Genomic DNA, 25,993 nt, shown 5'->3' with positions numbered 1-25,993 from the left:
GCACGAGCGCAGCCGAAGCCATGAGCCCAGCACAGGACGCCTGCCCAGCCGAACCCATGAACCCGGCAGGGCCTGCGTACCGGGCGCAGCCGGTGCCGCACCTGCGTGAGCTGCTTGGGGCCAGCGCCGTCGCCGCGGGCCTGCACCTGGCCGACCCCAGCCCGGACCCGCTCACCGGCGCCACCCCCCTGCGCCAGGAGGAGGCCACCAGCCTGGCCCAGGCCCTCGGCCTGCTGCCCGAGGACGGCACCACCCCCGGGGCCGTCACCGTGCTCGTGGACGGCCTGGGGCTCGCCCAGCTGCGCGAGAGGCGCGGGCACGCCCCCACCCTGCGCCGTTTGCTCGCCGAGGCCGAGGCCGCCCCCCGCCACGGCCAGCCCGGGCCCACCGCCCACGCCTGCCACCCCACCACCACCGCCGCCGCCCTGACCACCCTGGGCACCGGGGCGCTACCCGGCACCACCGGCATGGCCGGGTACAGCGTCCTCCACCCCGGGCTGCGCGCCTCCCTCAAAGCCAGCACCACCCCGCACCGGGAGCAGGTGCTCAACCTCATCTCCTGGGAGCACACCTCCCTGGACGCGCGCTCCTGGCAGGACGTGCCCACTATCTTCGAGCGCCTGCAGCGCGACCCCGTCCGCACCACCGCAAGGAGCCGTCAGGACCAGGCCACCGCGCCCCTGGCTGTAGCCGTCAGCCCCGCCCGCTTCGCCGGCTCCGGCCTGACCGAGGCCGCCCTGCGCGGGGCCCGCCACCGCGGCACCGACCGCCTGGAGGACCGGGCCGCCGCCGCCGCCCGCGCCCTGCGCGAAGGCACCCCCCTGGTCTACCTCTACGTCGGCGAGCTCGACCACACCGGGCACCGCTACGGCTGGACCAGCCAGGAGTGGCTCTCCCAGCTGGAGAGCCTGGACCGGATGCTCGCCGAGCTGCTGCGCCGTGTACCCCGCGGCACCCGGGTGCTACTCACCGCCGACCACGGCATGATCGACACCAGCCCCAACCACCGCCTCGACGTCGCCTACAACCCCGCACTCGCCCAGGACGTCACCGCCGTCGCGGGAGAGCCCCGCTGCCTGCACCTGTACGTGCCCGACGGCGACCAGGACGCCGCCGCAGCCGTGGCGGCACGCTGGCAGGCGGAGCTGGGGGAGCGCGCCCTGTGGGTCGGCACCCAGGCGCAGGCCGCCGCGCACCTAGGGCCGCTCGGCGCCCGCGCCCAGGACGTGGTGGGGGACGTGGTCGTGGCCCTGGCAGACAACTGGGTGGCGGTGGACAGCCGCGTCCACAGCCCAGAGGCGGCCGCCCTGCCCGGCGTGCACGGCTCCTTCACCACGGACGAGACCGAGATCCCGCTGCTACGCACCATCACCTAACAGGCTCCCCACCCAACAGGCATGAACGGTTAGGTCAGCTAGGCCAACCAGACCCACCAGCGGACCGGCAGACCGGCTAGTGGCCTGAGCGGGCCCCTGCTTGGGCCTGTCCGGGCTCTAACCCTGGGCCTACTCGGCCTCTAACTCAGGCCTACTCCGGCTTGGCCCCGAAGACGATCTCGTCCCAGGAGGGCACCGACCGGCGGTTACGCCGCTTGGACCGGCCCACCGCCGGGACGCTGCCGGTGGTCGGGGAAGATGCTGCCTTCACGGCCTTCGGCGGCGTCGCCACCGGCATGTCCGGCAGCTCCTCCTGCGTCAGCACCTGCTCAGTCTCCTTGGTGGGGGACTCGTGGCGGGCCGCCGCCGCCAGCGGAGAAGCCACCGTGGCGTCGTCGTCATCAACCTGCGGCAGGCGCGAGCCCGCCGGGTGCCTGCCACTGGTCGGCACGCTGTGCGAGCGGCGCCGCTCCGCGATCGACACCACCTGGGCGGCCTGGTCCGGCTCCTGCGGGGTCGCCTCCGTCACCTTCTCCTCGCCCACTACCGGCAGGGACCCAGACTCCTCCAGCGGACGCGGCTCCACCCTCTGGCCCCGGCTCGCCGCCAGGTCAGCCAGCAGCGCGTCCGTGGAGTCCGGGTGCAGCGGAGGACGACGTGAGCCCACCTGCTCCGTCCGTCGCACAGACGGCGCCGGGCCGGCAGCCGCGTCCGCCGTCACCGCCGAAGGAGGAGAGGCCGGGGAAGGTGAGTGCGCCGTCGACGCGGACCGGCTGGTGGCACCAGCGGTCCCCAGGCCCCCGCTCTGGGCGGAGGCGCCGCGCGCACGCGAGTCCTGGTCGAAGACCAGCGGGCGGCGCGAGCTGGAAGCCGCCTCCGTGAGCCAGCGCGCCTCGTCGTCCAGGGCGGTCACCGCGTGGGAGGACAGGTCCAGCACCCAGCGGGCCTGCTTCTCCTCCGCCCCCTGGACGAAGGTCAGCAGCACCTCCCAGGGGGCGCGCCCGTCACGCACCGCGTCCCACTCCAGCAGCGCCGGGTCCACGCCACGGGTGGCCAGACGGTCCACCACCAGCTCACCCAGCACCGGTGAGTCCTTCTCCCAGCCGATACGGCAGGCGCGCGCCTGCTCCACGGCCCAGTTGCGCTCAGCCAGCACCGGCCCCTCGAAACGGTGCACGTGGTCCAGCGGCAGCCCGGTGGTGGAGGCGACCTCCTCGGCAGTGGCCCCGGCGCGCAGCAGCGACTGGATCTCCCGCGGGGTCAGGGTCCTGCCGGCCTCCAAGGTGGTGGGGGAGTCGAGGGCGGCGGGACGGTCACGGCGTACAGCCGCGCGCAGGGCGTCGTCAATGACGAGCTTGTACCGCTGTCCGTCAGGGTCAGTCATGACGATGGCGTCGCCGTTAACCCCCAGCAGCTCCAGATCGATCATGTGATTGCCTCCTTCAAGCGCAAGACTGCCACCTACCGGCGGAGATTTGGGGGAGGTCTGCCGGTGTGCCCCGGCCTGGCCCACTCCCGGCAGCTCCGACGGCGGGGGCCCGCAGCAGGGTTCGCGGGTAGGGGTGCCGGGTCTCGCGGCGCTTCGGCGCTCCCCGGCCAGGCGGCGGGTCCATGCACGTTCAGCCGCCAGCCGCAAGGTGTGGAGCGGCACAGAGGTTCCTCTTCTCGCGGGATGCGCTAAGTGCTATTATCCGGCTGCCCTTAGCGGACGGGTGTGGCTGTGCCCTGGTTCACTGCGCCGCCCGAGAGCTATCCACCACAAGAGAGTGACGAGGCAATGGCGACCGACTACGACGCCCCGCGCAAGAACGACGACGAGCCCGAGGCCGATTCACTTGAGGAGCTCACTGCCCGGCAGAAGGACCAGTCCTCCGCGGCCATCGAGGAGGACGAGAACGAGGTCGCCGAAGGCTTCGAGCTGCCAGGTGCGGACCTGTCCCGTGAGGAGCTGAGCGTCCACGTGGTGCCCCAGCTGGAGGACGAGTTCACCTGCTCCGAGTGCTTCCTGGTGCACCACCGCAGCCAGCTGTCCTACGTCGACGACGCCACCGGCCTGGCGGTGTGCACCGACTGCGCCGGCTGAGCCCCGTAGCAGCCGTACTGAGCTGGCGGAACTGCGCCAGGGCGGCGCAGGGCGCTAGGCTCCAGCGCGCAAGGAACCAGTCCAACCTGAAACGAGGCCCCGATGGCACTTTTCTCCCGACGCCGAGGCAAGGACGGCCCCGCTCCTGAGCCGCTCCAGGAGGAGGGGACCGTAAGCCAGGAGGAGCGGGAGCCGGAGGGCGCGTCGGCAGACGACGCCACCGGTCCCTGGGACTCCCGCCAGGCCCCGCAGGACGAGGTCAACCGCATCGACTTGGGCTCCCTGCGGATCCCGGTGGTGGACGGTATGCAGCTGCGCCTGGAGGCGCCCCAGCCTGGTGCTGACATCGCCTCGGTCTCGCTGGTGCTGGCAGGTTCCCAGATGAGCCTGCGGGTCTTCGCGGCCCCCCGCTCAGAGTCCCTGTGGGACGAGGTGCGTCAGGAGATCACCACCACGATCACCGACAACGGCGGCGAGGTCACCGTTGAGGAAGGGCCCTTCGGCCGCGAGCTGTCCACCGTGGTGCCGGTGCTGGACCCCTCCGGCAAGACCGTGCGCTCCGGCCTGCGACTGGTGGGGGTGGACGGCCCCCGCTGGATGCTCCGGGCCGACTTCCTGGGGGCGGCCGCCACCTCCCCGGAGGCCGCTACCGCGCTGGAGGAGATCCTCGGCGGGATCATCGTGCACCGTGACTCCCTGCCCCGGCCCCCGCGCGAGCCCCTGCCGCTGCACGCCCCCGGCCAGGCACCTGGCCCGGAGGTAGAGGACCTGCCCGGCCTGGACCCGCTCATGCCCGGCCCGACCATCGCTGAGGTGCGATGAGCCTGCGGGAGCTGCTGGGGTCTGTGCGCGCACGCCTGCACCCCAGCCGGGAGGACCTGACCGCCCGCGACGAGCAGGAGCGGGCCCGACGGCGGGGCACCGTGCCCCTGGCGGCGGTGGAGCCGCGTCACCGCGCCCGCGTCTCCGGGGTGCTGCAGGCCGTCACCCACCGGCCCGCCTCCGCCAAGCCGGTGCTGGTGGCCCGCCTCTACGACGGCACCGGCGCCCTGGACCTGGTGTGGCTGGGGCGGCGGGACATCGCCGGGGTCGTGCCCGGCGCCCACCTGGTGGCTGAGGGCATGGTCACCGCAGGCCAGTCCCGGCACCTGATCTACAACCCGGTCTACGAGCTGGTGGGGCCAGGAGCATGAGTCACGAGCAGACCACAGGCCACCTGGCCCCGGACGCCGTCCCCGCCTCCCCAGCGTCCTCTCCAGCGCGCCCGGCCCCCAGCCACGGTGGCCTGGGGGCCATCAACGCTGAGCGCTTCGACGTGGCCGCCGCCGTGGGGGGCTGGCGGGGGGCCCTGGAGTCCGTGCTGCCCACCCTGGTGTTCATCCTGGTGCTGGCGCTGCGGCCCACCGCCCTGGTACCGGCGCTGCTGGCCTCCCTGGCGCTCAGCGCCGTCGGCCTGGTAGCCCGCCTGGCCCAGCGCCAGAGCCTGAACCAGGTGCTCAGCGGCGCCGTCCTGGCCGCCGTCTCCGCCCTGTGGGCCTGGCGCAGCGGCGAGGCCGCGAACTTCTACGCCACCGGGCTGCTCATCAACGCCGGCTGGCTGGGTGCCTGCCTGCTGTCCCTGCTGGCGGGCTTCCCCCTGGTCGGCGTGCTCATGGAGCTGTGGAACCAGGCCGCCACCGAGGGGGCGGACAAGCCCCTCCCGCAGGAGCCAGGCACCCCGGAGCCGCAGGTTCAGGCCCCTAGCGCCCAGGAGGCAGAGGCCCAGGAACCAGGTCCGCAGACGGCGGGCCCTTCCCCGCAGCCGCCGCAGGAGGAGCCGTCCCGGAGCTGGTTCCGGTGGCGTCAGGAGCCGCAGCTGCGCGGCCAGCGGCGCCGCTACTACCTGGGCACCATGATCCTGGCGGCCATGTTCGCGCTGCGGCTGGTGGTGGAGGTGCCCCTGTACCTGGCTGGGGAGCCGGCCCTGGGGGCCTTGGGCGTGGCCCGCCTGGCCCTGGGGGTGCCGCTGTTCGTGGTGACCCTGTGGCTCGTGTGGACGGTGGTCAGGCCGGAGCCTGAGCGGCACTGACCTGCGTGGTCTGCGGGGCCACGGGCAGGTCCTCGGCACTGAACAGGGCCGGGATCTCCGCCAGGAGGTCCACCCCCTCACGGGCCGTGAGGAACAGGATCTCGTCGCCTTTCTCAAAGCGCTCGTCCTCGTCCGGGTTGATGGGCCGGTAGTCGCGCAGGATCGCGGCGATCACCGTGTGCGGCGGCAGCACCACCGAGGACACCAGCTCGCCGATCACCGGGGAGTCCGCAGGCAGCGTCAGCTCGTGCATGGAGGCCCCGGACTGGTGGAAGGTGAACACGGACACCAGGGAGCCGACGCTGACGGCCTCCTCCACCAGGGCCGTCATGATGCGCGGCGTGGAGACCGCCACGTCCACCCCCCAGGTGTCGTCAAACAGCCACTCGTTCTTCGGGTTGTTGACGCGCGCCACGGTGCGGGGCACCCCGTACTCGGTCTTGGCGAGCAGGGAGATCACCAGGTTGGCCTTGTCGTCACCGGTGGAGGCCACTACCACGTCGCAGTCAGCCGCCCCGGCGGCCTCCAAGGCGTCCACGTCGCAGGCGTCAGCCAGGTGCCACTCAGCGTCCGGCACCGAGGCGATCCGCATGGCCTCGGCGGAGCGGTCCAGCAGGTCCACCTTGTGCCCGTGGCTGATGAGCTCACTGGCGATGGAGCGGCCTACCGAGCCGGCTCCGGCGATGATGATCCGCATCTCATACCTCCTTGGCGGGTGGGCGCGACAGCGTGCGCTGCACCGCGGCAACCTTCTCGGAGGCCACGGCCAGGTGCAGCCGGTCATGCTCCTGGACGAGGGTCGCCCCGGTGGGCACGAAGGCCGACGAGCCCCGGGAGACCCAGGCCACCCGCGCCCCGGTGCGCTCCTGTACGAGGTCCACGCTCGCCCCCACCCAGGCCGTTGACATCCCGGGCTGCACCAGCGTCACCGCGCCGGAGACGTCGTCGAGCTCCCGGGTGGTGCCTCCGGGCAGCATCCGCCGCATCATCTGCTCCGCCGTCTGGCGCACCGTGGCCACGGTGGGGATGCCGAGGCGCTCGTAGACGTCGGCACGGCGCGCGTCGTAGATACGGGCCACCACCCGCTCCACCCCGAAGGTCTCCCGGGCCACCCGGGCCGAGACGATGTTGGAGTTGTCGCCGTTGGAGACGGCGGCGAAGGCGTAGGCCTCCTCGATGCCCGCCTGCTGCAGGGCGTCGCGGTCGAAGCCGACCCCCTTGACCTTACGGCCAGAGAAAGCTTGAGGCAGACGGCGGAACGAGTCCGAGTTCATGTCGATGACGGCCACCGAGTGGCCCATGCGGTCCAGCTGTGTGGCCATCGAGGCACCCACGCGGCCGCAGCCCATGATGACGAAGTGCACGGGCGCAACCGTACCCCTGTCCTATGCGAGGCTGGTAGAGCGACGTAGCATCTCCTGTCGTGCGTGACTTCGCCGATAGCCTCAAACGGCTGCTCGTAGGACGCCCGGTGCCCTCCACGGCACTCGGTGAGACGCTCCTGCCTAAACGTATAGCCCTGCCGGTCTTCGCCTCCGACGCCCTGTCCTCGGTCGGCTACGCCCCGGACGAGGTGCTGGTGACCCTGGCCGTGGCCGGAGTGGCCGCCACCACCCTGTCTCCCTGGATCGCCCTGGCCGTGGTGGGCGTGCTGGTGGTGGTCGTGGCCTCCTACCGGCAGACCGTCCACGCCTACCCCTCGGGGGGCGGCGACTACGAGGTGGTCACCACCAACCTGGGGGAGCGGGCGGGCCTGGCCGTAGCCTCCTCCCTGCTGGTCGACTACGTGCTGACCGTGGCCGTGTCCATCTCCTCGGGCTCCTCCTACCTGGTGGCCGCCGTGCCCGGGCTGGCCCCCTACAAGGTGTGTGGATCGCCGTCGGCGTCGTCACCCTGCTGGCCCTGCTGAACCTGCGCGGCGCCCGTGAGTCAGGTGGGGCCTTCGCCGTCCCCACCTACCTGTACATGCTGGCGATCGGTGCGATGGCCGTGACCGGCCTGGTGCAGGAGGCCAGGGGCTCCCTGGGGCAGGCGGCCTCCTCCGCCTACGAGATCGTGCCCTCTGCGGGCTGGGAGGCCGGGCTGACTGGCCTGGCGGGCGGCTTCCTGGTGCTGCGGGCCTTCTCCTCCGGCTGCGCAGCCCTGACCGGTGTGGAGGCCATCTCCAACGGGGTGCCCAGCTTCCAGCGCCCCAAGTCCCGCAACGCCGCCACCACGCTGCTGCTGCTGGGGCTGATCGCCGCCGCCATGCTCATGAGCGTGGTGCACCTGGCGGGGGCCACCGGCGTGCGCATGGTCGAGGACCCTGAGCGCAACCTGCTGAGCAACGGCGTGCCGCTGGGCGAGGCCTACCACCAGGACCCCGTGATCGGCCAGATCGCCCGCACCGTCTTCGCGGACTTCCTGCCCATGTTCTACCTGGTCACCGTGGTCACCGGGCTGATCCTGGTGCTGGCCGCCAACACGGCCTTCAACGGCTTCCCCGTGCTGGCCAGCGTGCTGGGCCGGGACGAGCTGCTGCCCCGCCAGCTCACCCAGCGGGGCGACCGCCTGGCCTACTCCAACGGCATCATCGTGCTGTGGCTGGGCTCGATCGCCTTCATAATCGGCTTCCAGGCGGAGACCAACCGGCTGATCCAGCTGTACATCATCGGCGTGTTCATCTCCTTCACCCTGTCCCAGGTGGGCATGGTGCGGCACTGGACCCGGGAGCTGGCCCTGGCCACCGACCCGCGCAGCCGTAGCCGCATGCGCCGTTCGCGCCTGATCAACTCCATCGGGGTGGCGGGCACGGGCCTGGTGCTGCTGATCGTCCTGGTGACCAAGGTGACCCGGGGGGCCTGGATCACCTTGCTGCTGATGGCGGTGCTCTACCTGGTCATGAGCTCTATCCGCAGCCACTACCGGCGGGTCAGTGAGCAGCTGGCGGTCGCTGACCTGCACGAGGCCCGGCTGCTGCCCGCGCACGTGCACGCGATCGTGCTGGCCTCCCGGCTGCACCAGCCCACCCTGCGGGCCCTGAGCTACGCCCAGTCCACCCACCCCACCTCCATCGAGGCCGTGACCGTGGACATCGGCGACGGCGGCACCGAGCGGGTGCTGCGGGACTGGGAGGAGGCTGACCTGGCGGTGCCCCTGACCGTGCTGGACTCCCCGTTCCGGGACGTGATCCGCCCCGTGGTCTCCTACGTCCGCTCCGTGCGGCGCGAGTCCCCCCGCGACCTGGTGGTGGTGTTCCTGCCCGAGTACCTGGTGGCGCACTGGTGGGAGCAGGCCCTGCACAACCAGATGGCCCTGCGACTCAAGACCGCCCTGCTGTTCACCCCCGGGGTGGTGGTGGCCTCCGTGCCCTGGCTGCTGGGAGCGCCCGACCACACCTACCGGCGCGCCGGCATGCGCATCAACCCCGCCCGGGAGGCCAAGGGCATCGCCCACGCCGACGACGCCATGCGGCAGGCATCCACCTCGCGGCAGCACCGGGAGGGGCCCGCCCACCCGCTGGCCCCCGCTGTCGCGGGCGCCAGCCAGCCCGGTGGCAGTCAGGGCGGTGGCACTAAGGCCAGCGCCAGCAGGACCGGCAGCGGACAGGAAGGAGACCCCCGTGGCTGACACGGCAGCGCACCGCCCGGAGGAGGTGCCCGCGGAGGTGGTCCTGAAGGTGGGGGCGCCCGCGCACGGCGGGCACTGCGTCTCCCGGTTGGAGCAGGACCCCACCGGGCCGGTGGTGTTCGTGCGGCACGCCCTGCCCGGGGAGACCGTACGTGCCCGCGTCACCTCCCGGGGAGCCCGCTCCTGGCGGGCTGAGACCACCGAGGTGCTCACCGCCTCACCAGACCGGGTGGCGCCCGCCTGGGACCAGGCCGGGGCCGGGGGAGTAGGCGGGGGCGAGCTCAGCCACGTGGCCCTGCCCGCCCAGCGTACCTGGAAGCGCTGGGTCCTGGCGGACTGCCTGCGCCGCATCGGCGGCCCGGAGGTGGTGGAGGCGGTAGCCGACCTGCCTCAGGCCCAGGGTGGCAGCGTCCTGGTGAAGGCGCTGCCCAGCGAGGCCCAGGCAGAGACCGCGCCGAGCCCCCAGGAGCGGGCGCGGGCGGGTACCGGCACACGCACCCGGATCAGTCTGGCGGTGGCCCCCGACGGCCGGCTCGGCATGCACGGCTTCCGCTCCCAGGAGGTCCTGGCCCTGCACGACCTGCCGCTGGCGGTCCCGGAGATCCAGGCGCTGGGGCTCACCGAGCGAGCCTGCTGGCGGCGGGGCCTGCGGCCGGGCGACACCGTGCGCGCCGTAGCCCCCAGCGCCGGGGAGCCGCTGGTGCTGGCGGGCCGCCAGGTGCTCAACGCCCAGGGGCGCCCTACCCCCCGACGGCGCGTGGACGAGGTGGTGGACGCCTCCGGCCTGGGCCTGGGGCGGCTGCGCTACAACCTGCACGCCGACGGCTTCTGGCAGGTGCACCGGCAGGCCCCCCAGGTGCTGGTGGACCGGGTGGTGCGGGCAGCCCTGGCCGAGCGGCCCACCGCCGTCGGCAGCCGGGAGGGGGCCGGGAGCCTGCCAGCCAGCCCTGGTACCAAGGTCCTGGAGCTGTACGCGGGGGCGGGCCTGTTCACGCTGCCGCTGAGCCTGCTGGCCGGGCAGGTCCGCTCCCTGGAGGGGGCGCAGACCGCCGTCCACGACGCCCGCCGGAACCTGCACGAGCAGGCGTCCGCCCGCCTGTTCGCGGGCCGGGTCACCGCCCGCTCCGTGGCCGGCGTGGGCGGGGCCTTCGGCGACGGCCAGGAGGCTGCCGACGTCGTCGTGCTAGACCCGCCCCGCGCCGGTGCCGGGCGGGAGGTGGTGGAGGCCGTGTGCGCCCTGGGGCCGCGCCGGGTGGTGCTGGTGGCCTGCGACCCGGCCGCCCTGGCCCGCGACCTGGGCACCTTCCTGCGCCGCGGCTACCGCCTGCGGGACCTGAGCGCCCTGGACCTGTTCCCCCACACCCACCACTTCGAGACCGTCGCCGTGCTGGAGCGGGAGGCCTCCTGAACGGGGCCGCCGGGAGGCGGGCGCAAGATCATCCGCCCGTGCGCGCACACCATGACACGTTGTCGGATAACGTGGCCTCATGACCCGTGCCGCCGCGGTACCAAGGTCCTAATCGCAGCCTAAGTGGACAGGAGCGACACCTTGACCAGTCTTGATACCTTCGCCTCCCGCGACACCCTCACCGTGGACGGCCGCGACTACGAGATCTACCGCCTGCAGGCCGTCCCCGGGCTGGAGCGCCTGCCCTACAGCCTCAAGGTGCTGGCGGAGAACCTGCTGCGCACCGAGGACGGCGCCAACGTCACCGCCGCCCATATCCAGGCCCTGGCCGACTGGGACCCCCAGGCCGAGCCGGACACGGAGATCCAGTTCACCCCCGCCCGCGTGGTCATGCAGGACTTCACCGGGGTGCCCTGCATCGTGGACCTGGCCACCATGCGGGAGGCGGTCGCCGAGCTGGGCGGGGATCCCCAGGCCATCAACCCGCTGGCCCCCGCCGAGATGGTGATCGACCACTCCGTGCAGATCGACTCCTTTGGCCTGTCCAGCTCGCTGGAGACCAACAAGGAGCGCGAGTACGAGCGCAACGCGGAGCGCTACCAGTTCCTGCGCTGGGGGCAGGGAGCCCTGAACGGCTTCCGGGTGGTGCCCCCGGGCACCGGCATCGTCCACCAGGTCAACATCGAGTACCTGGCCCGCACCGTCTTCACCCGTGAGGTGCAACGGACGACGGCGCAGGGGGAGCAGCTGGTCACCCAGGCCTACCCGGACACCTGCGTGGGCACAGACTCCCACACCACCATGGTCAACGGCCTGGGCGTGCTCGGCTGGGGCGTGGGCGGGATCGAGGCGGAGGCCGCCATGCTCGGCCAGCCCGTCTCCATGCTCATCCCCCGGGTGGTGGGCTTCAGGCTCACCGGGGAGATCCCCGCGGGGGCCACCGCCACCGACGTCGTCCTCACCATCACCCAGATGCTGCGCCAGCACGGCGTGGTGGGCAAGTTCGTGGAGTTCTACGGGCAGGGCGTGTCCGCCGTGCCGCTGGCCAACCGGGCCACGATCGGCAACATGAGCCCCGAGTTCGGCTCCACCGCGGCGATCTTCCCCATCGACGAGGTCACCCTGGACTACCTGCGCCTGACCGGGCGCAGCGAGGAGAGCGTCCGCCTGGTAGAGGAGTACACCAAGGCCCAGGGACTGTGGCACGACCCGGACAAGGAGCCGGTCTTCTCCGAGTACCTGGAGCTGGACCTGTCCACCGTGGTGCCCTCCATCGCCGGACCCAAGCGCCCCCAGGACCGTATCGAGCTGTCCCGCTCCCAGGAGGCCTTCGCCCAGGCGCTGCCCGGATACGCCGCCGAGACCAGCAGGTCCACCCCCGTGACCCTGGCCGACGGCACCCGCACCGAGCTGGACCACGGGCACGTGGTAATCGCCTCCATCACCTCCTGCACCAACACCTCCAACCCCTCCGTGATGGTGGCCGCAGGCCTGCTGGCACGCAACGCCGTCGCCAAGGGGCTCAAGAGCAAGCCCTGGGTGAAGACCTCCACCGCGCCGGGCAGCCAGGTGGTTACCGACTACTACGAGAAGGCCGGGCTGTGGCCCGCCCTGAACGAGCTCGGCTTCAACCTGGTGGGCTACGGCTGCGCCACCTGCATCGGCAACTCCGGGCCGCTGCCCGCCGAGGTCTCCGCCGCCGTCAACGAGGCCGACCTCGCGGTGGTCTCCGTGCTCTCCGGCAACCGCAACTTCGAGGGGCGCATCAACCCCGACGTCAAGATGAACTACCTGGCTTCCCCGCCGCTGGTGATCGCCTACGCGCTGGCCGGGACCATGGACTTCGACTTCGCCCGCCAGCCGCTGGGACAGGACCAGGAGGGGCGGGACGTGTTCCTGGCCGACATCTGGCCCGACCCCGCGCAGGTGCAGGCCGTCATCGACGCCACCATCGACCGCGAGATGTACACGCGCGACTACGCTGACGTGTTCGCGGGCGACGAGCGCTGGCGCGGCCTGGACACCCCCCAGGGGGACGTGTTCGCCTGGGACGAGGACTCCACCTACGTGCGTAAGGCCCCCTTCTTCGAGGGGCTGACCATGGAGCTCACCCCGGTCAGCGACATCACCGGCGCCCGCGTGCTGGCCCTGCTGGGCGACTCCGTGACCACCGACCACATCTCCCCGGCCGGGGCCATCAAGCCTGACTCCCCGGCCGGGCGCTACCTGGCCGAGCACGGCGTGGAGCGCAAGGACTTCAACTCCTACGGCTCAAGGCGCGGCAACCACGAGGTCATGATCCGGGGGACCTTCGCGAACATCCGCCTGCGAAACAGGCTGCTGGACGGCGTGGAGGGCGGCTACACCCGCAACCTCCTCACGGGGCAGCAAGAGACGATCTTTGACGCCTCACGCGCCTACGCCGCCGCCGGGGTGCCCCTGCTGGTCCTGGGCGGCAAGGAGTACGGCTCCGGCTCCTCGCGGGACTGGGCGGCCAAGGGCACGGCCCTGCTGGGGGTCAAGGCGGTGGTGGCGGAGTCCTTTGAGCGTATTCACCGCTCCAACCTTATCGGCATGGGCGTGGTGCCCCTGCAGTTCCCCGCCGGGCACAGCGCCAGCAGCCTGGGACTGGACGGCACGGAGACCTACTCCGTGACCGGCCTGACGGCACTCAACGCCGGCACCACCCCGGCCACCGTCAAGGTCACGGCCACCAAGGCCGACGGCGGGGTGGTGGAGTTCGACGCCGTGGTGCGCATCGACACCCCCGGGGAGGCTGACTACTTCCGCAACGGCGGCATCCTGCAGTACGTGCTGCGCAACCTGGTGCGCGGCTCCAGGTAGGGGCCTCCAGGAGGGACGGACGGTTAGGCGGGGCCAGGTCCGCCTGGTCTGAGGCTGCGGAGGAACCTAACGCCTCCACGGCCTCTGCCTCTGTGATAGAGGCCCTCTACCGGCGGCCCGGCACCCCGGCTGGCTGCTGGTTGGCCTGCCAGACGGCCTGAATGGTCCCCGCGTCGATGAAGTCGAAGATCAGCACCCCCCGTCCTGGCTCCTGCGACACCAGCTTGCGGACCTGCGGGTTGAGCCGCTCGGCGTAGGCACCTGGCGTCCCCAGCGAGCCGTTGGTGGCGCTGACGTGGTTGAGCACCAGCCGGTCAGCGTCACCCGTGTGCTGGTAGAGACTGCGGACCTGCGCGAGCTTTGAGCCCACCGGCGGCCCGTCCCAGTCGTCCTGCAGGAGGATCCCCGGGTTCTGGTGCCAGGGGGCCGCCCAGGGCTGTCCGTCCAGGACCGCCAGGCCCAGCTGCGGCGGGGAGCACTCGAAGGCCACCACCTTGCCCCGGACCTGGCCGACCGTCGGCCACAGCGTCCTCCCGGAGGCGTGCTCCGGCACCCAGAAAAGGTCCAGGTTTGGGCGGATCAGCGCCTGGAGGGCCGGGCCGTAGGCGGGGAAGTCGTCCTTGGCCTCGTTGGCGTTCTGGAACCTGGCCAGGATGAAGTCCCGGGGGTGGTCCCGCAGGTGCTTGCGCAGGGTAGCGAGTATGGAGACGGCGGTGACGTCGCTGACCCACTCCCGGTGGGCGGCCACCATGGTCCGCCGCAGCCGCAGGTCCAGGAACCTGACCCCCGCCGCCAGCTGGTCCGCCAGGCTCAGGTCCTGGGTGCGGTAGTAGGGGTGGGTGCAGGTGCTGGTCATCGTGTCGTGGGTGCCGGGCACGGTGAGCGCGCACAAGGGGGTGTGGTCAGGCAGGTGGGCCACCAGGGAGGTGGCGGTCTCCGGTTTCACGAGGCTCTCCTCTCAGGACGGCGGGAGCCTGCGGGGAGGGCGCGCAGGCGGCGCCTGGCCCGAGGCACCAGTCAGGCGGACAGGCGGTCCTGGCGCTGCTTGAGCCAGATCAGCAGGCAGGACAGCAGGAAGGCCAGCGCGGTCAGGGCGGCCAGGCCCAGGAAGGCCGCCCCCAGGGTCCTGGTGGGGGTGAGCACCTCGGTGATGACCTGGCCGGAGTCGTCCTTGACGGAGGGGACGATCAGGCCGCCGAACACCACCGGCCCCAGCAGCGCAGGCACGTAGCCCAGGGTGATGGCGAAGGACATGGCCGCCGAGGACTGCTTGGCGGGTACGTTGAACTCGCCGATGGGGGCGTAGTAGACGCCGCGGATCATGAAGCAGCACCCGGATGCCAGCAGCATGAGGACGATCAGCGTGGTCATCACGCCCTGGGAGACGATGTCCTCCGGTACCTGACCGGCCGGGAAGCTGGAGACGCTAGCGGGGTTGGTCAGCAGCAGGACGGCAATACCCAGGAGCAGCAGCACCAGGATCGCGGACATGAAGCGCATGAAGTGTGAGGTGGACCTGAACACCTTCTCTACGAGCACGGAGGAGGCCAGCGGCAGCATGCGCAGCCCGATCACCACGGTGGAGAACACGGCGGCGACCAGGGCCGAGGAACTGTAGCCAGCCTGCAGGAAACGGGCGAAGTAGGTGCCTGCCGCCACGAAGGTTCCGTAGACGCAGAAGACGTTCAGCCCTGCTATCCACACCACCGGCAGCTTGGCGACCTGCCAGACCCCCTTTACGGCGTCGATCGTGGAGGCGTTCACGGTGCTGTCGTCACCCACCCGGGTGTCCTTAGGTGCCGCCCAGAAGACCAGGACGGCGGTGGTCAGGACGATGGCGGAGCCGGTGAGCATGATCCCCCGGGGCCCGACGCCGCTGGCGATCAGGACGGTCCACAGCAGGGAGACCAGGAAGGCGAGCAGCCCACGCCCGAACTCGAACATGCCGAAGGCCGCCCCCTGGTGCTCCTCGGAGGTCGAGGTGCGTACCGCCTTGAAGTTGGCTGGCTTGAACAGCACCTCACTGAGCAGGAGCATCAGGAAGAAGCAGGTGAGCAGCACCGGGAAGGAGAGGCTGGGGGAGAGCACGGAGATGAACAGCGATATAGAGCCCACCCCGAGAGTGGTGAGGACCATGATCGTGCGCACGCTGAAGCGGTCACCGATCCAGCCCAGCAGGATGGTGCCCAGGATGATGACCAGGCCTTGCATCGAGTAGAGGCGACCAGCCTGGGCGTCCGTCACCCCCATGGCCACGGGGAAGTCCTTGGGCAGGGTGTTGCGGATGTCCCAGAAGGCGTACAACAGCTGGGCGTTGACGGTGATGAACACCAGCTGGATGAATGTACGGGGTGCGAAACCGAAGGAACTCAGCACCTTCTTCATTGAAGCTCCTCCTTGGCAGGTGGTTGGTGGGCGCGGCCCCAGGGGCTGACGGCAGGAGGCACCCGCAGGCGCCGCCGTCGGCAGAACCAGCGCTGTCCAATGGTAACGACTGTGCAAACGTTTGACCGTAGATTGGGTGGGGCGGCGTGGCAGGATGGCCCCCGTGCTGCACGTCGTGTTCTTCGAGCCTCGCATCCCAGGCAACTCCGGGGCGGCCATCCGCCTGAGCGCCAACACCGGCTCCATGCTCCACCTGGTGGACCCGCTGTTCGACATGGACGACGCTAGGCTGCGCCGGGCCGGGCTGGACTACCACGACCTGGCTAACACCCGGGTGCACCCCAGCTGGCAGGAGTGCCTGGAGCACCTGCCCGGTCGGATCTTCGCCTTCACCGCCCACACGCCGCGCCTCTACACGCAGGTGGACTGGCAGGACGGCGACGCCCTCCTGTTCGGGCCGGAGCCCACCGGCCTGCCGGAGGAGGTCATGGGGCACCCCCGGGTGACCGACCGGGTGCGCGTCCCCATGGTCCCCGGCAACCGCTCCCTGAACCTGGCCAACTCCGCCGCCATCGGCCTGTACGAGGCCTGGCGGTCCCTGGGCTTCGCTGGCGGCTCCTGACCTCCCTGGCGGCGCTGCGGCCTCCCTGATGGCACCTGACCGCTGGCGGCGCCCCGGCCTCACTGACGGTGCCCTGGCGGCGGGCGGACAGAAGCCCAGGAGCCGGAGAACGGGAGGGGCAGGGGCGCGGGCCTAAGGGCCGGACTGCGCCGTCGGTCCTCAAACCAGCTCGCCAGGGCGGACCGTGAGCTCCTCCACGACCGCGTCCGGGGGCAGGTCCACCGCCAGCCGGACGGTGGCGGCCACGGAGTTCGGCGTCATGTGGTCCTGGGGGTGGTAGCCTTTGCCGCGCCCGCCGCGAACCGTCTTGGCTGCCGCCGGGCTCGCGGCCTGCGAGACCTGCTTGTGTATGCGCCGCTGCATAGGGGTGTCGATGCGGCCCGGGAACACCGTGGTGACCCGTAGCCGCCCCCGCTCCTCCTGGCGCAGGCTGTCGGCCACCGCCCGCAGGGCGTGCTTGGAGGCGCAGTAGGCCACCAGCCCAGGTGTCACCTTCTGCCCCGCACCGGAGCTCACCAGCACCACCAGTCCCTTGGCCGCGCGCAGCTGGGGCAGGAGCAGACGGGTCAGGAGGGCCGGGGCGACCACGTTGAGCCCCAGGACCGCCCGCCACTCGGCACCCTCCACCTCGGCTACGGTCCCGATCGACTCCACGCCCGCGCAGTGGACCAGCACGTCCAGACGCTCAAGCCGCAAGGACTCCACCGCGTTGGCGGTGGCGACGTCGTCGGTGAGGTCGGTGGCCAGCGCGGTCACCTGCGCGCCCGACTCCTCCTGCAGCACCCCGGCCAGCTCCTTGAGGTCCTCCCAGGTGCGGGAGACCAGCACCAGGTCGTGGTCGCGGGACAGGTCCTGGGCCACGGCCAGGCCCAGCCCGCTGGTGGCGCCGGTGACCAGCGCCAGGGGGCGGGACCCGCTGCTGTGGCTGGTCTTGGTCCGACGCCGGGCCTGGGCACTGGCGCCGACCTTGCTACTGGGGCGACGCACTCGCGAACCGGTCTCAGGGCTCACTGCAGGGGCTCCAGCGCCGTGACCGCGCTACCCGGCTCGCCGTCCACCGAGTAGGTGACGGTCAGCAGGGCGCGGGCCAGGGCGTGCACGGACACGTGGAAGGCGACGACGGTGGGGGAGGCCTCGTCGTCCAGGCCCAGCGTGTCCACGTCCAGGGCGTGCACCGCGAAGACGTAGCGGTGGTCACCGTCACCGGCGGGCGGGTAGGGACCGGACCAGGCGTGCGTGCCGGAGTCGTTGCGCACGTGGAAGGCAGCCCCTTCCAGCATCAGGTCGCTCTGCCCGGCACCCTGGGGCAGGCTGGTGGTGGAGGCGTCCAGGTCAACCACGGTCCAGTGCCACCAGCCTGAGGGGGTGGGGGCGTCAGGGTCGAAGCAGGAGACCACGAAGGAGCGGGTGGCCTCCGGGAAGCCCGACCAGCTCAGGGCAGGGGAGGTGTTCTCGTGCAGGGCGGTGAAGCGGTCGGCGACGCGCTGCCCCTCAGACAGGTCCGGCGAGCTCAGGGTGAATGTGGGCAGGGCGGGCATGAGGTCGTAGGGGAAGGGTGGGCGTGGCCGGGTGAGGGTGGGCACGGTTACCTCCGGGAGTCCTCGAAAGCGGATGACAGCAGCAACTGTAAACGTGCTGGTGCTCGACGGCCACGGGAGCGGCGGTGGGCCTCTGGGCCTGGGGTGTCGTGGTGCGGGGTGTGGCTGGGGCAGTGGTGGGGTGCTTGGGCGTGTCACAGGGGCGCGCTACGCTTGTCGAACAAGTGTTCGAGAAGGTTCTGTGGTGACGGAGGTGGTGTCGGTGTCCCGGGAGGCTATGCCCACGCCTGCGGCTGTGGCTGGGCCTGTGATCGGGCCTGGGTCTGTGGGTGGGCTCGTGGGTGGGACTGGGGGAGCGCTTGCGGCTGCGCCTGTGACAGGGGATGCGTCTGTGGCAGGGGCTGGACCTGCGCTCGCGGGCCAGCCGTCGTCCGCCGTCCCCGCGGGCCGCCTGGTGCGTGCCCGGGCCGCGCTGGCTAGCGCTGAGGAGCGCGCCGGGCTGCGCTCGGTGCAGGAGCGTGGTGTCGCGGCGGCCGCCGTCCGGGGGGCTGGTGCTGCTCCCTCCCGACTGCCCCAGCTGTCTGTGGGCGTCACGCAGGTAGTGGGCTCCACCGCCGTGGTGCTGGCCCTAGCGGCTCACGCCCAGGGCGCAGGCTGGTGCGCGGTGCTCGGCGGGGAGGACCTGGGGTGGGGCGCCGCCGCCGAGCTGGGGCTGGACCTGGGGCGGGTGGTCTGCGTGCCGGTGAGGGAGCACGGTCCCGCGCAGCTGCTGCCGGTGCTGGGGGCGCTGCTCGACGGCGTAGACCTCCTGCTGGTCACTGCCGCTGCCGCCTCACGGCTGCGGGCGCAGGGACGGCGTCGGTTGCTGGCGCGGGTGCGTGAACGGGAGGCCTGGCTGCTTACGGACGGTCCCTGGGAAGGGGCGCGGCTGCTGGTAGCCCAGCCCGGCAGGGCCCCGGAGCAGGCTGTGGTGGTGCCGCTGCCGGGGCTTCCGGGGGTGCCAGGCGGGGCGGTTCCCGCCCCTGCCCGGGAGCTGGAGGAGGGGCGGCTGGCAGGGATGTCCTGGGTGCTCGCCGAGCCCGCCCGCCGGGTGGGGGCCCGGCTGGAGGTGACGGAGGCTGGTCCTGTCTGGGAGCAGCTGGAAGGGGCTGCGCTGCCTGACCTAGGGGGTGCGTCGCGATGGCAGGAGCGGGGAGCCGTATGAGCCGGGGCGTGACCAGGCTCCTGGCCTTGTGGGTGCCGGACTGGCCCGTGGTCTCCCTGTCCCGCCAGGGGACGGCGTGCGGCGGGAGGCTGGTGGGCCCGGTGGATCCGGCGCTCCAGCCGGTGGCGGTCGTCGGGGGAGCGGGGGTGGTGGCAGCCTCGGCCCCGGCCCGTGCTGTCGGGGTGTGTCAGGGGATGCGCCTGCGCCTGGCCTGCAGCCTGTGTCCGGGGCTGGTGGTGCTCCCGCCCCGCCCGGAGCAGGAGATGCGCGCCTTTGAGCCGGTGGTAGAGGCGGTGGAGGAGCTGGTGGCGGAGCCCGTCGTCGTGCGCCCTGGGCTGGTCCTGGCCGGGGCGCGCGGTCCTGCCCGCTGTGCCGGTGGGGAGGAGCCCTTAGCCGCCCGCCTCGTTGAGGCGGTCACGGAAGGCGCCGGTGTGGAAGGTCAGGTCGGGGTGGCTGACTCCCTCCTGGGAGCGGTGCTGGCGGCCCGCAAAGGAGTGCTGGTCCCCGCGGGGGAGGCGCCGGACTTCCTGGCCCCCTGGCCCATGAGCAGCCTGCTGGCGGCCCTGACCACCCGGCAGGTGCGCCAGGAGGCTCAGGTACTCATAGAGACCTTCTCCCGGCTCGGCCTGCGCAGGCTCGGTGACCTGGCTGCCCTGCCGGGGCAGGACGTCTCCGCGCGCTTCGGTCCCACCGGGGCCCTGCTGCACGTGCTCGCCTCAGGCCAGGAGTCCCGGGCCCCGTCACAGCGCCGCCCCGAGGTGGACGCGCTGGTGGAGCGGGAGCTGGACCCGCCGGTGGAGCGCACCGACCAGGCCGCCTTCGCCGCCCGTGCCCTGGCGGAGTCCCTGTGCGAGCTGCTGCTGCGCCGAGGTCTGGCAGCAGGCCGCCTGCGCGTGCAGGCCCGCTGTGAGGACGGGACGGAGCGCAGCCGCAGCTGGGTCCTGGAGGCGGTGCCCGCACCGGCGGACGTGACTGACCGCGTCCGCTGGCAGCTGGAAGGCTGGCTCTGCGGCACGGCGGGCGCGCCCGCCTCCCCGCTGGTGCGCCTGGCCCTGGCCGCCCTGGAGCCGCGGGCCGCCGGTGCGGAGCAGCCGGGGCTGTGGTCGCAGCCGGGAACGCACGGGCGCCAGCGGGTCACCCGGGCTGTCACCCGGGTGGAGTCCCTGCTCGGCCCCGGGGCGGTCCTGCAGCCGGTGCTGGAGGAAGGCTGGGACCCGCGCAGCCGGGCACGCCTGCAACCCTGGGGGGAGGAGGTGTTGAAGGGGCAGCCTGCCCCCAGGCCTGTGGGGCTGCCGCCGCCCTGGCGCGGGGCCCTGCCTGCGCCGTCGCCCGCCCTGGTGCCTGCCAGGCCGGTCCCGGCGCACCTGCAGGGTGCTGGGGGACAGGACGTCGAGGTTGACGCCCAAGGGGGCCTGGGCTGCGAACCGCAGGTGCTGCGGGTGGAGCAGGGTCCCTGGGGAGGGGCTTGGGAGGTGGAGGCCTGGGGCGGCCCCTGGCCGGTAGCTGAGGGCTGGTGGCGCCCCGGAGGGGAGCGCCGTCGCGCCTACCTGCAGGTGGTCACCCGTGAGGGCGGGGTGCTGCTGCTGGTGCGGCAAGGCAGGTGGTGGCTCGATGCGGTCTATGACTGAGCGTCTGGTGTGCCGCTCCGGTGCTAGGCCTGGGTGGGGTGCGGCGCCTCCGGCGGCGGGGGCTGCGCCCCGGGGCGGCGTTTCTGCCAGCCGACCAGGGCCAGCAGGACGACGCAGGGCCAGGCGGCCCCCAGGGACCACCCGGCTAGCACGTCCGTGGGCCAGTGGTAGCCCAGGTAGACCCGCGAGGCCCCCACCGTCAGGGCGAGCACGGTGGCGGCCACGGCCACCGTGGCCCGGCGTCCGCCGGTGCTGCTGCTCAGCCAGGCCAGGCAGATCAAGGTGCAGGCAAAGGCTGCGGTGCCCATGGAGTGCCCAGAGGGGAAGGCGTGGGTGAGTGACGGCGAGCCCAGCAGGTCCTCCAAGGGCGGGCGCTGCCGGGCGAAGAGCAGCTTTAACGCTGCCGACAGCAGCCCGGCGGTGGACATGGCCAGGACCGTGAAGGCGGCCTGCCTGGTCATCTGTCTGCGGGCGAGCAGCGTGGCCAGCAAGATAGTCAGCAGCCCCAGGCCGGCCCAGGACCCCAGGTCCGTCCAGTAGCTGACGAGCGGGTTCAGCGTGGGGTGGCGCAGCTCCAGGAAGAAGCCGGTTACCGCCTGGTCAAGGGCGTCCGCCCGCTCCGGGGCCCTGGTGAGCAAGGCCGCCACCAGCACGAATAGGCCCAGGCCGCAGGCGGCCACGGCTGTCAGGGGGTGCTGGAGGTGCTGCCAGGGGTCCCCTGGCCAGGGCTGGGGGGTAGAGGGGGATCCTTGTCGGGGCGGGTGCTGGTCGGTGCGGCTGTGCATGGGGGGCAGACTATGGGCTGTGTGGCCTCCTGTGCCTGAGGTCCTGTGGCAGGGGCGAGGACACTTAGGAATATGGGGTGCAGCCTTGTAACGGGCGTAGTACAAGGTTTGAGCTTGTGGCACCCCATGCCTAAGGTTATGACCTTGTATCTATCTAAATACAAGTCATATACTTAAGTTATGTCCTGCTTGTATGCGGTGATAGCCGACATCATCTCCTCCCGCGAGCTCCCAGACCGGGTAGCTGCCCAGCAGGAGCTGGAGGCGGTTCTCAGCCGCTCCGCAAACGGCCTGGAGCTGGTCCAGGAGCCCTACGCCACGGTCGGGGACGAGTTCCAGGCCGTAGCCCGGACCCTGGAGGACGCCCTCAGCCTGACGCTGCGGGTGGGGCTGCTGCTGCCTGCCGGGCTGGCCCTGCGCTTCGGGGTGGGGGCCGGGCAGGTGCGCGCCGTCGGGCAGCGGCCAGCAGGGGTGATCCAGGACGGTTCAGCCTGGTGGGCCGCCCGTGAGGCGGTGGACGCCGCCCACGCCGCCCAGGACGCGGGCCTGGGCTTTGCGCGCACCCGGTACCGCCGGTCGCCCGAGGAGGGGCAGGTCGCGGACCCCGCCAGCGCCACGGCGACCGTGCTCCAGGCTGAGGAACGGTACGTGAACGCCTTGCTCGCCCTGCGGGACCAGGCCGTGGAGCGCATGGCCCCCAGGCCGCGCAGGCTGGTGGGCCACCTGCTCATGGGATCCACCCAGGCCCAGGCGGCGGCCCTGGAAGGGGTCACTCAGTCGGCGGTCTCCGACCTGGTCAGAGGCAGCGCCGCCGGTCTGCTGGAGTCCCACCGGCTGCTTTCCGGCAGCCAGCATCCCGGCCCCGCCTTCAGGAGCCCCCGCGAGTTGAGGAGGAAACCATGACCGCCCTGCTGGTGCTGCTCACCGGGCTCGTGTCCACCACCCCCAGGATGCTGTGCGCGCTGTGCGGATGGCGGACGCCCTGGGCCCGGAAACGGGTCGGGCTGGCCACCGCCGTGCTGGTGGGGCTGCTAGGGGCCTGGGTGGGGCTGGGGCCGTTGCGGCTGCACCCCGGCCTGCCGCTGCTGCTGGTGCTGCTCACCCCCCTGGGCTGGATCCTGTGGGGGCTGCGGGTGGTGAACGCGGAGGCAGGGTTCCGGGCCCGGGCGGTTCTGTGGCGCGCTGCCACCCTGCTCCTACTGGTGGCCTTCCTGGTGCTCACCCAGCCTGCAGCCCCTTCTGTCGCGCAGGGCGCCTGCGCGGCCACCGGCGTGGTCCTGCTGCTCACCGACCCCGCCAACGACGTCGTCGCCGCGCTGCTGCACACGGTGCGTCCAGCAGCCCTGCAGCACAGCCTCGGACAGCCGGTGGAACAGGGCGGGGGACTGCTGGGTGGCGGACGGTGGATCGGCACCCTGGAGCGCCTGCTGGTGCTGGTGCTGGCCTTCAGCACCGCAGCCGCGGCTATCGCGGCGGTGGTGGCGGCCAAGGGGGTTATCCGCTTCCCGGAGATCAGCGCTGACGTGCCCCGGCCCCAGCAGGACCAGCCGTCAGCGGGTGGACGGGGGCCGGCAGGGGCCAAGGCGGAGGAGTTCCTCATCGGCTCCTTCGCCTCCTGGGGGCTGGCGCTGCTGGGCTACCTGCTGCTGTCCGCGCTAGGGCTCAGCGTCGCCGGGGGAGGCGGGGGCCTGTGAGGTCCTGGGAGGGTGCCGACAGTGCTCAGACGTGCCGGTCGTGTCCCGGTCCCAGGTAGACGTCGTCCAAGGTGGCGGTAAGCAGGCTGCGCTCCCGCAGGATCTCAACTATCTGGCCGTAGAGGTGGGTGACGGTGGGGAAGTTCGCGTGGCCGATGACAATGTGCTGGGCCAGCAGCCACTTGCGGGCCTCACCGAGCAGGACCTCCTCGGTGAGGAGCCCGGAGTCCCCAAAGGAGCCGTACCACATGGTGGGGGAGGTGTAGCCGAGGCTGGCGCACACTGAGTCCGTCCACTGGTTGCGGTAGCCGTAGGGCGGGCGGACAAAGGGCTTGCCGGTCACCCCGTAGACGCGGTTCAGGAAGGACTCGCAGCCGGAGACCTCCGCAATGATCCCGGCCTCGTCCAGGCTGGTAAGGCCGGCGTGGGTGACCGTGTGGTTGCCCAGCTGCACCTGCCCGGACTCCACCAGCGGCCGCATCTTGTCCTTGCTGGCCTCCCACCCCGGGTAGGAGGAGGTCACGAAGAAGGTCAGCCGTACCCCGGAGTCCTTGGCGAAGTCCAGGTAGGCGTCGATGACGCTGGCGTCCGCGCCGTCGTCAATGGTCAGGGCCACGGTGCTGCCCACGGAGTCCGGCAGCCCGGTGAGCACCCCCTCGGGGGCCTGCGGTGCAGGCAGCGGCGGGGGACCGTCCTGCACCCACAGGGGACTGCGCGACGGCGTCGGGGAGGGGGTGGGAGAGGGGGCAGGCGACGGCGGCGCAGCCGGGGTCGTCGGCGCTGCGGCGGGGGCGGTGCTGGTGGGTGCGGCACCGCTGGCGGTGTCGCTGCCAGCGCACGCGGACAGGGCCCCGGCTGTGCCTGCTGCCAGAAGAAGCATGAAGTCCCGACGCTGCACGATCTGTCTCCTCTATGGTCTACCAGGCAAATCATGGCCCCGGACGCCGGGGCACGCATCTTTTCCACGCGGGCGTGCAGGTCACGACACGGTAGACACTGGGGCAGGAGGCTGGCGGACGCCGTCCTCCGGCCGAGGACCCCAGGTGCCCTGGTGGCCTCCGGGACACGTCAGAAGCCGGTACGCCGCCCACCCGTAGGCGGACGGCGTCCCGGCGGCCAGGCCTGAGGCTCAGGCGGCAGGCTCGTCGTGGTGGTCCAGGCTGACCTCGGTCGGGTCGACGGCCTGGGAGCCGGTCAGCAGCTTGTGCCCGCCCCACAGGGCCAGGAAGAACGGGATGCCGATGAAGGGCAGCAGCAGGTCCGCCAGCGAGGCCCCCTCCTTGAGCGGGCCGTAGGCCTGGCCGACGACGATCGCCACGCAGGCCAGCAGGGCGATGATCGCCCCGGCCGGGAAGAACCGGGCCTGGTAGGGCAGGGTGTCCAGGCTGCGTCCCTGCGCCGCCAGGGCCTTGCGGAACTTGTAGTGCGACCAGGAGATACCCATCCAGGTGATGAAGCCAGCCAGCGCGGAGACGGTGAGCAGGAACTCGTAGGCCTTGCCGTCGCCGACCAGGGAGGTGATGAAGCCTGCCAGGCCCACCAGGGTGGTGGCCATCAGGGCGTTCATGGGGACCTGGTGGCGGGAGAGCCTGGTCAGGAAGCCGGGGGCGTGCCCGTTCTCCGCCAGGGCGAAGAGCATCCGGGTGGAGGCGTACAGCCCGGAGGTGCCTGCCGAGAGCACGGAGGTGAGGATCACGGCGTTCATCACGGAGGCGGCGCCCAGGACCCCGGCCTTGGCGAAGACCAGGGTGAAGGGGCTGACGGAGATGTTGTCCTCGGCGGAGTTGAGCAGGCTGGGGTCGGTGTAGGGGATCAGGAAGCCGATCACGAGGATCGCGCCGATGTAGAACAGCAGGATCCGCCAGAAGATGGTGCGGATGGCACGGGGGATGTTCCTGCCAGGGTCCTCGGCCTCACCGGCGGCCACCCCGATCAGCTCGGTGCCCTGGAAGGAGTAGCCCGCCACCAGGATGACCAGGAAGATGCCCTCCGGGCCGCCCACGAAGGGAGCCTCGCCGGTGGTCCAGCTGGAGGTTCCGGGGGACTCCCCCAGGATGCCCGCGATCATGGACACGCCCAGGACCAGGAAGACGATGACGGCCACGACCTTGATGGTGGCGAACCAGAACTCGCTCTCGCCGTAGGCGCGGGTGGACAGGGCGTTGATGATGAACAGGATCGCCAGGAACAGGGCGGACCACCAGATGGAGGCCACCTCGGGGAACCAGTACTTCATGACCAGGGCGGCGGCCACCAGCTCCGCGGCCACGGTGATGGCCCAGTTGAACCAGTAGTTCCATCCCATGGCGAAGCCGAAGGAGGGGGAGACGAAGCGCCGCCCGTACTCGCCGAAGGAGCCTGAAACCGGTAGGAAGGCTGCCATCTCGCCCAGGGACTGCATGATCAGCCACACCATGAGCCCGGTCACGGCGTAGGCGACGACGGCGCCGCCGGGTCCCGCGGTGGCGATGGTGGCGCCGGAGGCCACGAACAGCCCGGTGCCGATAGCGCCACCGATCGCGATCATGTTCAGGTGGCGGGTGCGCAGGGACCGGCTGAGCCGGTCCTGACTAGGTGCTTCACTCATTGGGTTCCTGCCAGGTGCTAGGGAAAGGCGCTTGCGCGCCCGTGGCACTCTAGCCGCTAGGGGCTGGTGCGCGCGCTTTGGTGTCGGCGCGTGGACATATTCTGTACACGTGTTCGATTCGTGTTGCTGCGTGCTGGGCGCCGTGGGGGCAGCCTGGGGCGG

Annotated in this window: 22 protein-coding genes and 1 pseudogene; 13 read left to right on the top strand and 10 right to left on the bottom strand. The window is 71.8% G+C overall.

Going from position 1 to position 25,993, the window contains the following annotated elements; genetic code table 11:
* Positions 1-20: 20 nt before the first annotated feature.
* Positions 21-1,376 carry an alkaline phosphatase family protein gene (locus JG540_RS05860; RefSeq protein WP_407648294.1) on the top strand — a complete coding sequence of 452 codons (1,356 nt, stop codon included), beginning with the start codon at positions 21-23 and terminating at the stop codon, positions 1,374-1,376.
* Between the two features lie 151 nt (positions 1,377-1,527).
* Here the strand turns inward: JG540_RS05860 and sepH are convergent, their stop codons facing one another.
* Positions 1,528-2,805 carry a septation protein SepH gene (gene sepH / locus JG540_RS05855; protein WP_200274725.1) on the bottom strand — a complete coding sequence of 426 codons (1,278 nt, stop codon included), beginning with the start codon at positions 2,803-2,805 and terminating at the stop codon, positions 1,528-1,530.
* 348 nt (positions 2,806-3,153) lie between these two features.
* Here sepH and JG540_RS05850 point away from each other — a divergent pair, with 348 nt between their 5' ends.
* From JG540_RS05850 to JG540_RS05835, 4 genes are all read left to right on the top strand, one after another.
* On the top strand, positions 3,154-3,459 hold the full coding sequence (locus tag JG540_RS05850) for a DUF4193 domain-containing protein (RefSeq protein WP_200274724.1): 306 nt from the start codon (positions 3,154-3,156) through the stop codon (positions 3,457-3,459).
* 102 nt (positions 3,460-3,561) lie between these two features.
* Positions 3,562-4,281 (top strand): DUF3710 domain-containing protein, encoded by a 720-nt coding sequence (locus JG540_RS05845; protein WP_200274723.1) that lies wholly within the window; start codon positions 3,562-3,564, stop codon positions 4,279-4,281.
* Positions 4,278-4,652, top strand: coding sequence for an OB-fold nucleic acid binding domain-containing protein (locus JG540_RS05840; protein ID WP_200274722.1), 375 nt, complete (start codon positions 4,278-4,280; stop codon positions 4,650-4,652). The genes JG540_RS05845 and JG540_RS05840 overlap by 4 nt, the downstream gene beginning before the upstream one ends.
* Positions 4,649-5,527 carry a DUF3159 domain-containing protein gene (locus JG540_RS05835; RefSeq protein ID WP_200274721.1) on the top strand — a complete coding sequence of 293 codons (879 nt, stop codon included), beginning with the start codon at positions 4,649-4,651 and terminating at the stop codon, positions 5,525-5,527. Before JG540_RS05840 ends, JG540_RS05835 begins: the two co-directional genes overlap by 4 nt.
* On the opposite strand, the gene JG540_RS05830 is transcribed toward JG540_RS05835, so the two are convergent.
* Both JG540_RS05830 and JG540_RS05825 read right to left on the bottom strand, forming a co-directional pair.
* Positions 5,502-6,224 (bottom strand): potassium channel family protein, encoded by a 723-nt coding sequence (locus tag JG540_RS05830; protein ID WP_200274720.1) that lies wholly within the window; start codon positions 6,222-6,224, stop codon positions 5,502-5,504. The genes JG540_RS05835 and JG540_RS05830 overlap by 26 nt on opposite strands.
* Before the next feature lies 1 nt (position 6,225).
* Positions 6,226-6,891, bottom strand: a complete 666-nt coding sequence (locus tag JG540_RS05825; RefSeq protein ID WP_200274719.1) for a potassium channel family protein — start codon at positions 6,889-6,891, stop codon at positions 6,226-6,228.
* 59 nt (positions 6,892-6,950) lie between these two features.
* Between JG540_RS05825 and JG540_RS05820 the strand changes: the two are divergent.
* The 3 genes and pseudogenes from JG540_RS05820 to acnA form a co-directional block, all read left to right on the top strand.
* Positions 6,951-8,983: pseudogene (locus tag JG540_RS05820) on the top strand (APC family permease); the annotation flags it as partial.
* A gap of 145 nt (positions 8,984-9,128) precedes the next feature.
* The gene (locus JG540_RS05815) at positions 9,129-10,544 is read left to right on the top strand and encodes a class I SAM-dependent RNA methyltransferase (RefSeq protein WP_234042697.1); all 1,416 of its coding nucleotides are present in this window, start codon (positions 9,129-9,131) and stop codon (positions 10,542-10,544) included.
* A 141-nt stretch (positions 10,545-10,685) separates the two neighbouring features.
* Positions 10,686-13,388, top strand: a complete 2,703-nt coding sequence (gene acnA, locus JG540_RS05810; RefSeq protein ID WP_200274718.1) for an aconitate hydratase AcnA — start codon at positions 10,686-10,688, stop codon at positions 13,386-13,388.
* Between the two features lie 106 nt (positions 13,389-13,494).
* On the opposite strand, the gene JG540_RS05805 is transcribed toward acnA, so the two are convergent.
* Entirely contained in the window at positions 13,495-14,334 is an 840-nt protein-coding gene (locus JG540_RS05805) for a PI-PLC domain-containing protein (RefSeq protein WP_200274717.1), read from the bottom strand.
* A 71-nt stretch (positions 14,335-14,405) separates the two neighbouring features.
* Positions 14,406-15,773: an MFS transporter gene (locus JG540_RS05800; RefSeq protein ID WP_200274716.1), complete on the bottom strand. Its 1,368-nt coding sequence runs from the start codon at positions 15,771-15,773 to the stop codon at positions 14,406-14,408.
* A 163-nt stretch (positions 15,774-15,936) separates the two neighbouring features.
* Here JG540_RS05800 and JG540_RS05795 point away from each other — a divergent pair, with 163 nt between their 5' ends.
* A complete protein-coding gene (locus tag JG540_RS05795) occupies positions 15,937-16,395 on the top strand; it encodes a tRNA (cytidine(34)-2'-O)-methyltransferase (protein ID WP_200274715.1) in 459 nt (152 codons plus the stop codon).
* Positions 16,396-16,554: 159 nt separating this feature from the next.
* Here the strand turns inward: JG540_RS05795 and JG540_RS05790 are convergent, their stop codons facing one another.
* A complete protein-coding gene (locus JG540_RS05790) occupies positions 16,555-17,406 on the bottom strand; it encodes an SDR family oxidoreductase (protein ID WP_234042696.1) in 852 nt (283 codons plus the stop codon).
* Positions 17,403-17,933 carry a YbhB/YbcL family Raf kinase inhibitor-like protein gene (locus tag JG540_RS05785; protein WP_200278154.1) on the bottom strand — a complete coding sequence of 177 codons (531 nt, stop codon included), beginning with the start codon at positions 17,931-17,933 and terminating at the stop codon, positions 17,403-17,405. Before JG540_RS05785 ends, JG540_RS05790 begins: the two co-directional genes overlap by 4 nt.
* 391 nt (positions 17,934-18,324) lie before the next feature.
* Between JG540_RS05785 and JG540_RS05780 the strand changes: the two genes are divergently transcribed.
* The gene (locus tag JG540_RS05780; protein ID WP_200274714.1) at positions 18,325-19,137 is read left to right on the top strand and encodes a hypothetical protein; all 813 of its coding nucleotides are present in this window, start codon (positions 18,325-18,327) and stop codon (positions 19,135-19,137) included.
* A complete protein-coding gene (locus JG540_RS05775) occupies positions 19,134-20,765 on the top strand; it encodes a DNA polymerase Y family protein (RefSeq protein WP_200274713.1) in 1,632 nt (543 codons plus the stop codon). Before JG540_RS05780 ends, JG540_RS05775 begins: the two co-directional genes overlap by 4 nt.
* 23 nt (positions 20,766-20,788) lie before the next feature.
* Here JG540_RS05775 and JG540_RS05770 read toward each other — a convergent pair whose 3' ends face one another.
* A complete protein-coding gene (locus JG540_RS05770) occupies positions 20,789-21,550 on the bottom strand; it encodes a phosphatase PAP2 family protein (RefSeq protein ID WP_200274712.1) in 762 nt (253 codons plus the stop codon).
* 180 nt (positions 21,551-21,730) lie between these two features.
* Here JG540_RS05770 and JG540_RS05765 point away from each other — a divergent pair, with 180 nt between their 5' ends.
* Both JG540_RS05765 and JG540_RS10340 read left to right on the top strand, forming a co-directional pair.
* The gene (locus JG540_RS05765) at positions 21,731-22,453 is read left to right on the top strand and encodes a SatD family protein (protein ID WP_200274711.1); all 723 of its coding nucleotides are present in this window, start codon (positions 21,731-21,733) and stop codon (positions 22,451-22,453) included.
* Positions 22,450-23,244 (top strand): hypothetical protein, encoded by a 795-nt coding sequence (locus JG540_RS10340; RefSeq protein ID WP_234042695.1) that lies wholly within the window; start codon positions 22,450-22,452, stop codon positions 23,242-23,244. Before JG540_RS05765 ends, JG540_RS10340 begins: the two co-directional genes overlap by 4 nt.
* Before the next feature lie 25 nt (positions 23,245-23,269).
* Here JG540_RS10340 and JG540_RS05755 read toward each other — a convergent pair whose 3' ends face one another.
* Together JG540_RS05755 and JG540_RS05750 are read right to left on the bottom strand one after the other, a co-directional pair.
* Positions 23,270-24,142, bottom strand: coding sequence for a polysaccharide deacetylase family protein (locus JG540_RS05755; protein WP_200274710.1), 873 nt, complete (start codon positions 24,140-24,142; stop codon positions 23,270-23,272).
* A 231-nt stretch (positions 24,143-24,373) separates the two neighbouring features.
* Positions 24,374-25,831 (bottom strand): amino acid permease, encoded by a 1,458-nt coding sequence (locus tag JG540_RS05750; RefSeq protein ID WP_200274709.1) that lies wholly within the window; start codon positions 25,829-25,831, stop codon positions 24,374-24,376.
* Positions 25,832-25,993 lie beyond the last annotated feature (162 nt).

Source organism: Actinomyces weissii, assembly GCF_016598775.1.
GTDB classification, from domain to species: domain Bacteria; phylum Actinomycetota; class Actinomycetes; order Actinomycetales; family Actinomycetaceae; genus Actinomyces; species Actinomyces weissii.
The sequence above is the reverse complement of the archived record's forward strand: the minus strand, read 5'-3'. Positions and strand labels throughout refer to the sequence as shown.

Coding starts and splice junctions, on each gene's coding strand:
- JG540_RS05860 (WP_407648294.1), top strand. CDS start 21: ATGAGCCCAGCACAGGACGCCTGCCCAGCCGAACCCATGAACCCGGCA.
- sepH (WP_200274725.1), bottom strand. CDS start 2,805: ATGATCGATCTGGAGCTGCTGGGGGTTAACGGCGACGCCATCGTCATG.
- JG540_RS05850 (WP_200274724.1), top strand. CDS start 3,154: ATGGCGACCGACTACGACGCCCCGCGCAAGAACGACGACGAGCCCGAG.
- JG540_RS05845 (WP_200274723.1), top strand. CDS start 3,562: ATGGCACTTTTCTCCCGACGCCGAGGCAAGGACGGCCCCGCTCCTGAG.
- JG540_RS05840 (WP_200274722.1), top strand. CDS start 4,278: ATGAGCCTGCGGGAGCTGCTGGGGTCTGTGCGCGCACGCCTGCACCCC.
- JG540_RS05835 (WP_200274721.1), top strand. CDS start 4,649: ATGAGTCACGAGCAGACCACAGGCCACCTGGCCCCGGACGCCGTCCCC.
- JG540_RS05830 (WP_200274720.1), bottom strand. CDS start 6,224: ATGCGGATCATCATCGCCGGAGCCGGCTCGGTAGGCCGCTCCATCGCC.
- JG540_RS05800 (WP_200274716.1), bottom strand. CDS start 15,773: ATGAAGAAGGTGCTGAGTTCCTTCGGTTTCGCACCCCGTACATTCATC.
- JG540_RS05785 (WP_200278154.1), bottom strand. CDS start 17,933: ATGCCCGCCCTGCCCACATTCACCCTGAGCTCGCCGGACCTGTCTGAG.
- JG540_RS05775 (WP_200274713.1), top strand. CDS start 19,134: ATGAGCCGGGGCGTGACCAGGCTCCTGGCCTTGTGGGTGCCGGACTGG.
- JG540_RS05770 (WP_200274712.1), bottom strand. CDS start 21,550: ATGCACAGCCGCACCGACCAGCACCCGCCCCGACAAGGATCCCCCTCT.
- JG540_RS05765 (WP_200274711.1), top strand. CDS start 21,731: ATGTCCTGCTTGTATGCGGTGATAGCCGACATCATCTCCTCCCGCGAG.
- JG540_RS10340 (WP_234042695.1), top strand. CDS start 22,450: ATGACCGCCCTGCTGGTGCTGCTCACCGGGCTCGTGTCCACCACCCCC.
- JG540_RS05750 (WP_200274709.1), bottom strand. CDS start 25,831: ATGAGTGAAGCACCTAGTCAGGACCGGCTCAGCCGGTCCCTGCGCACC.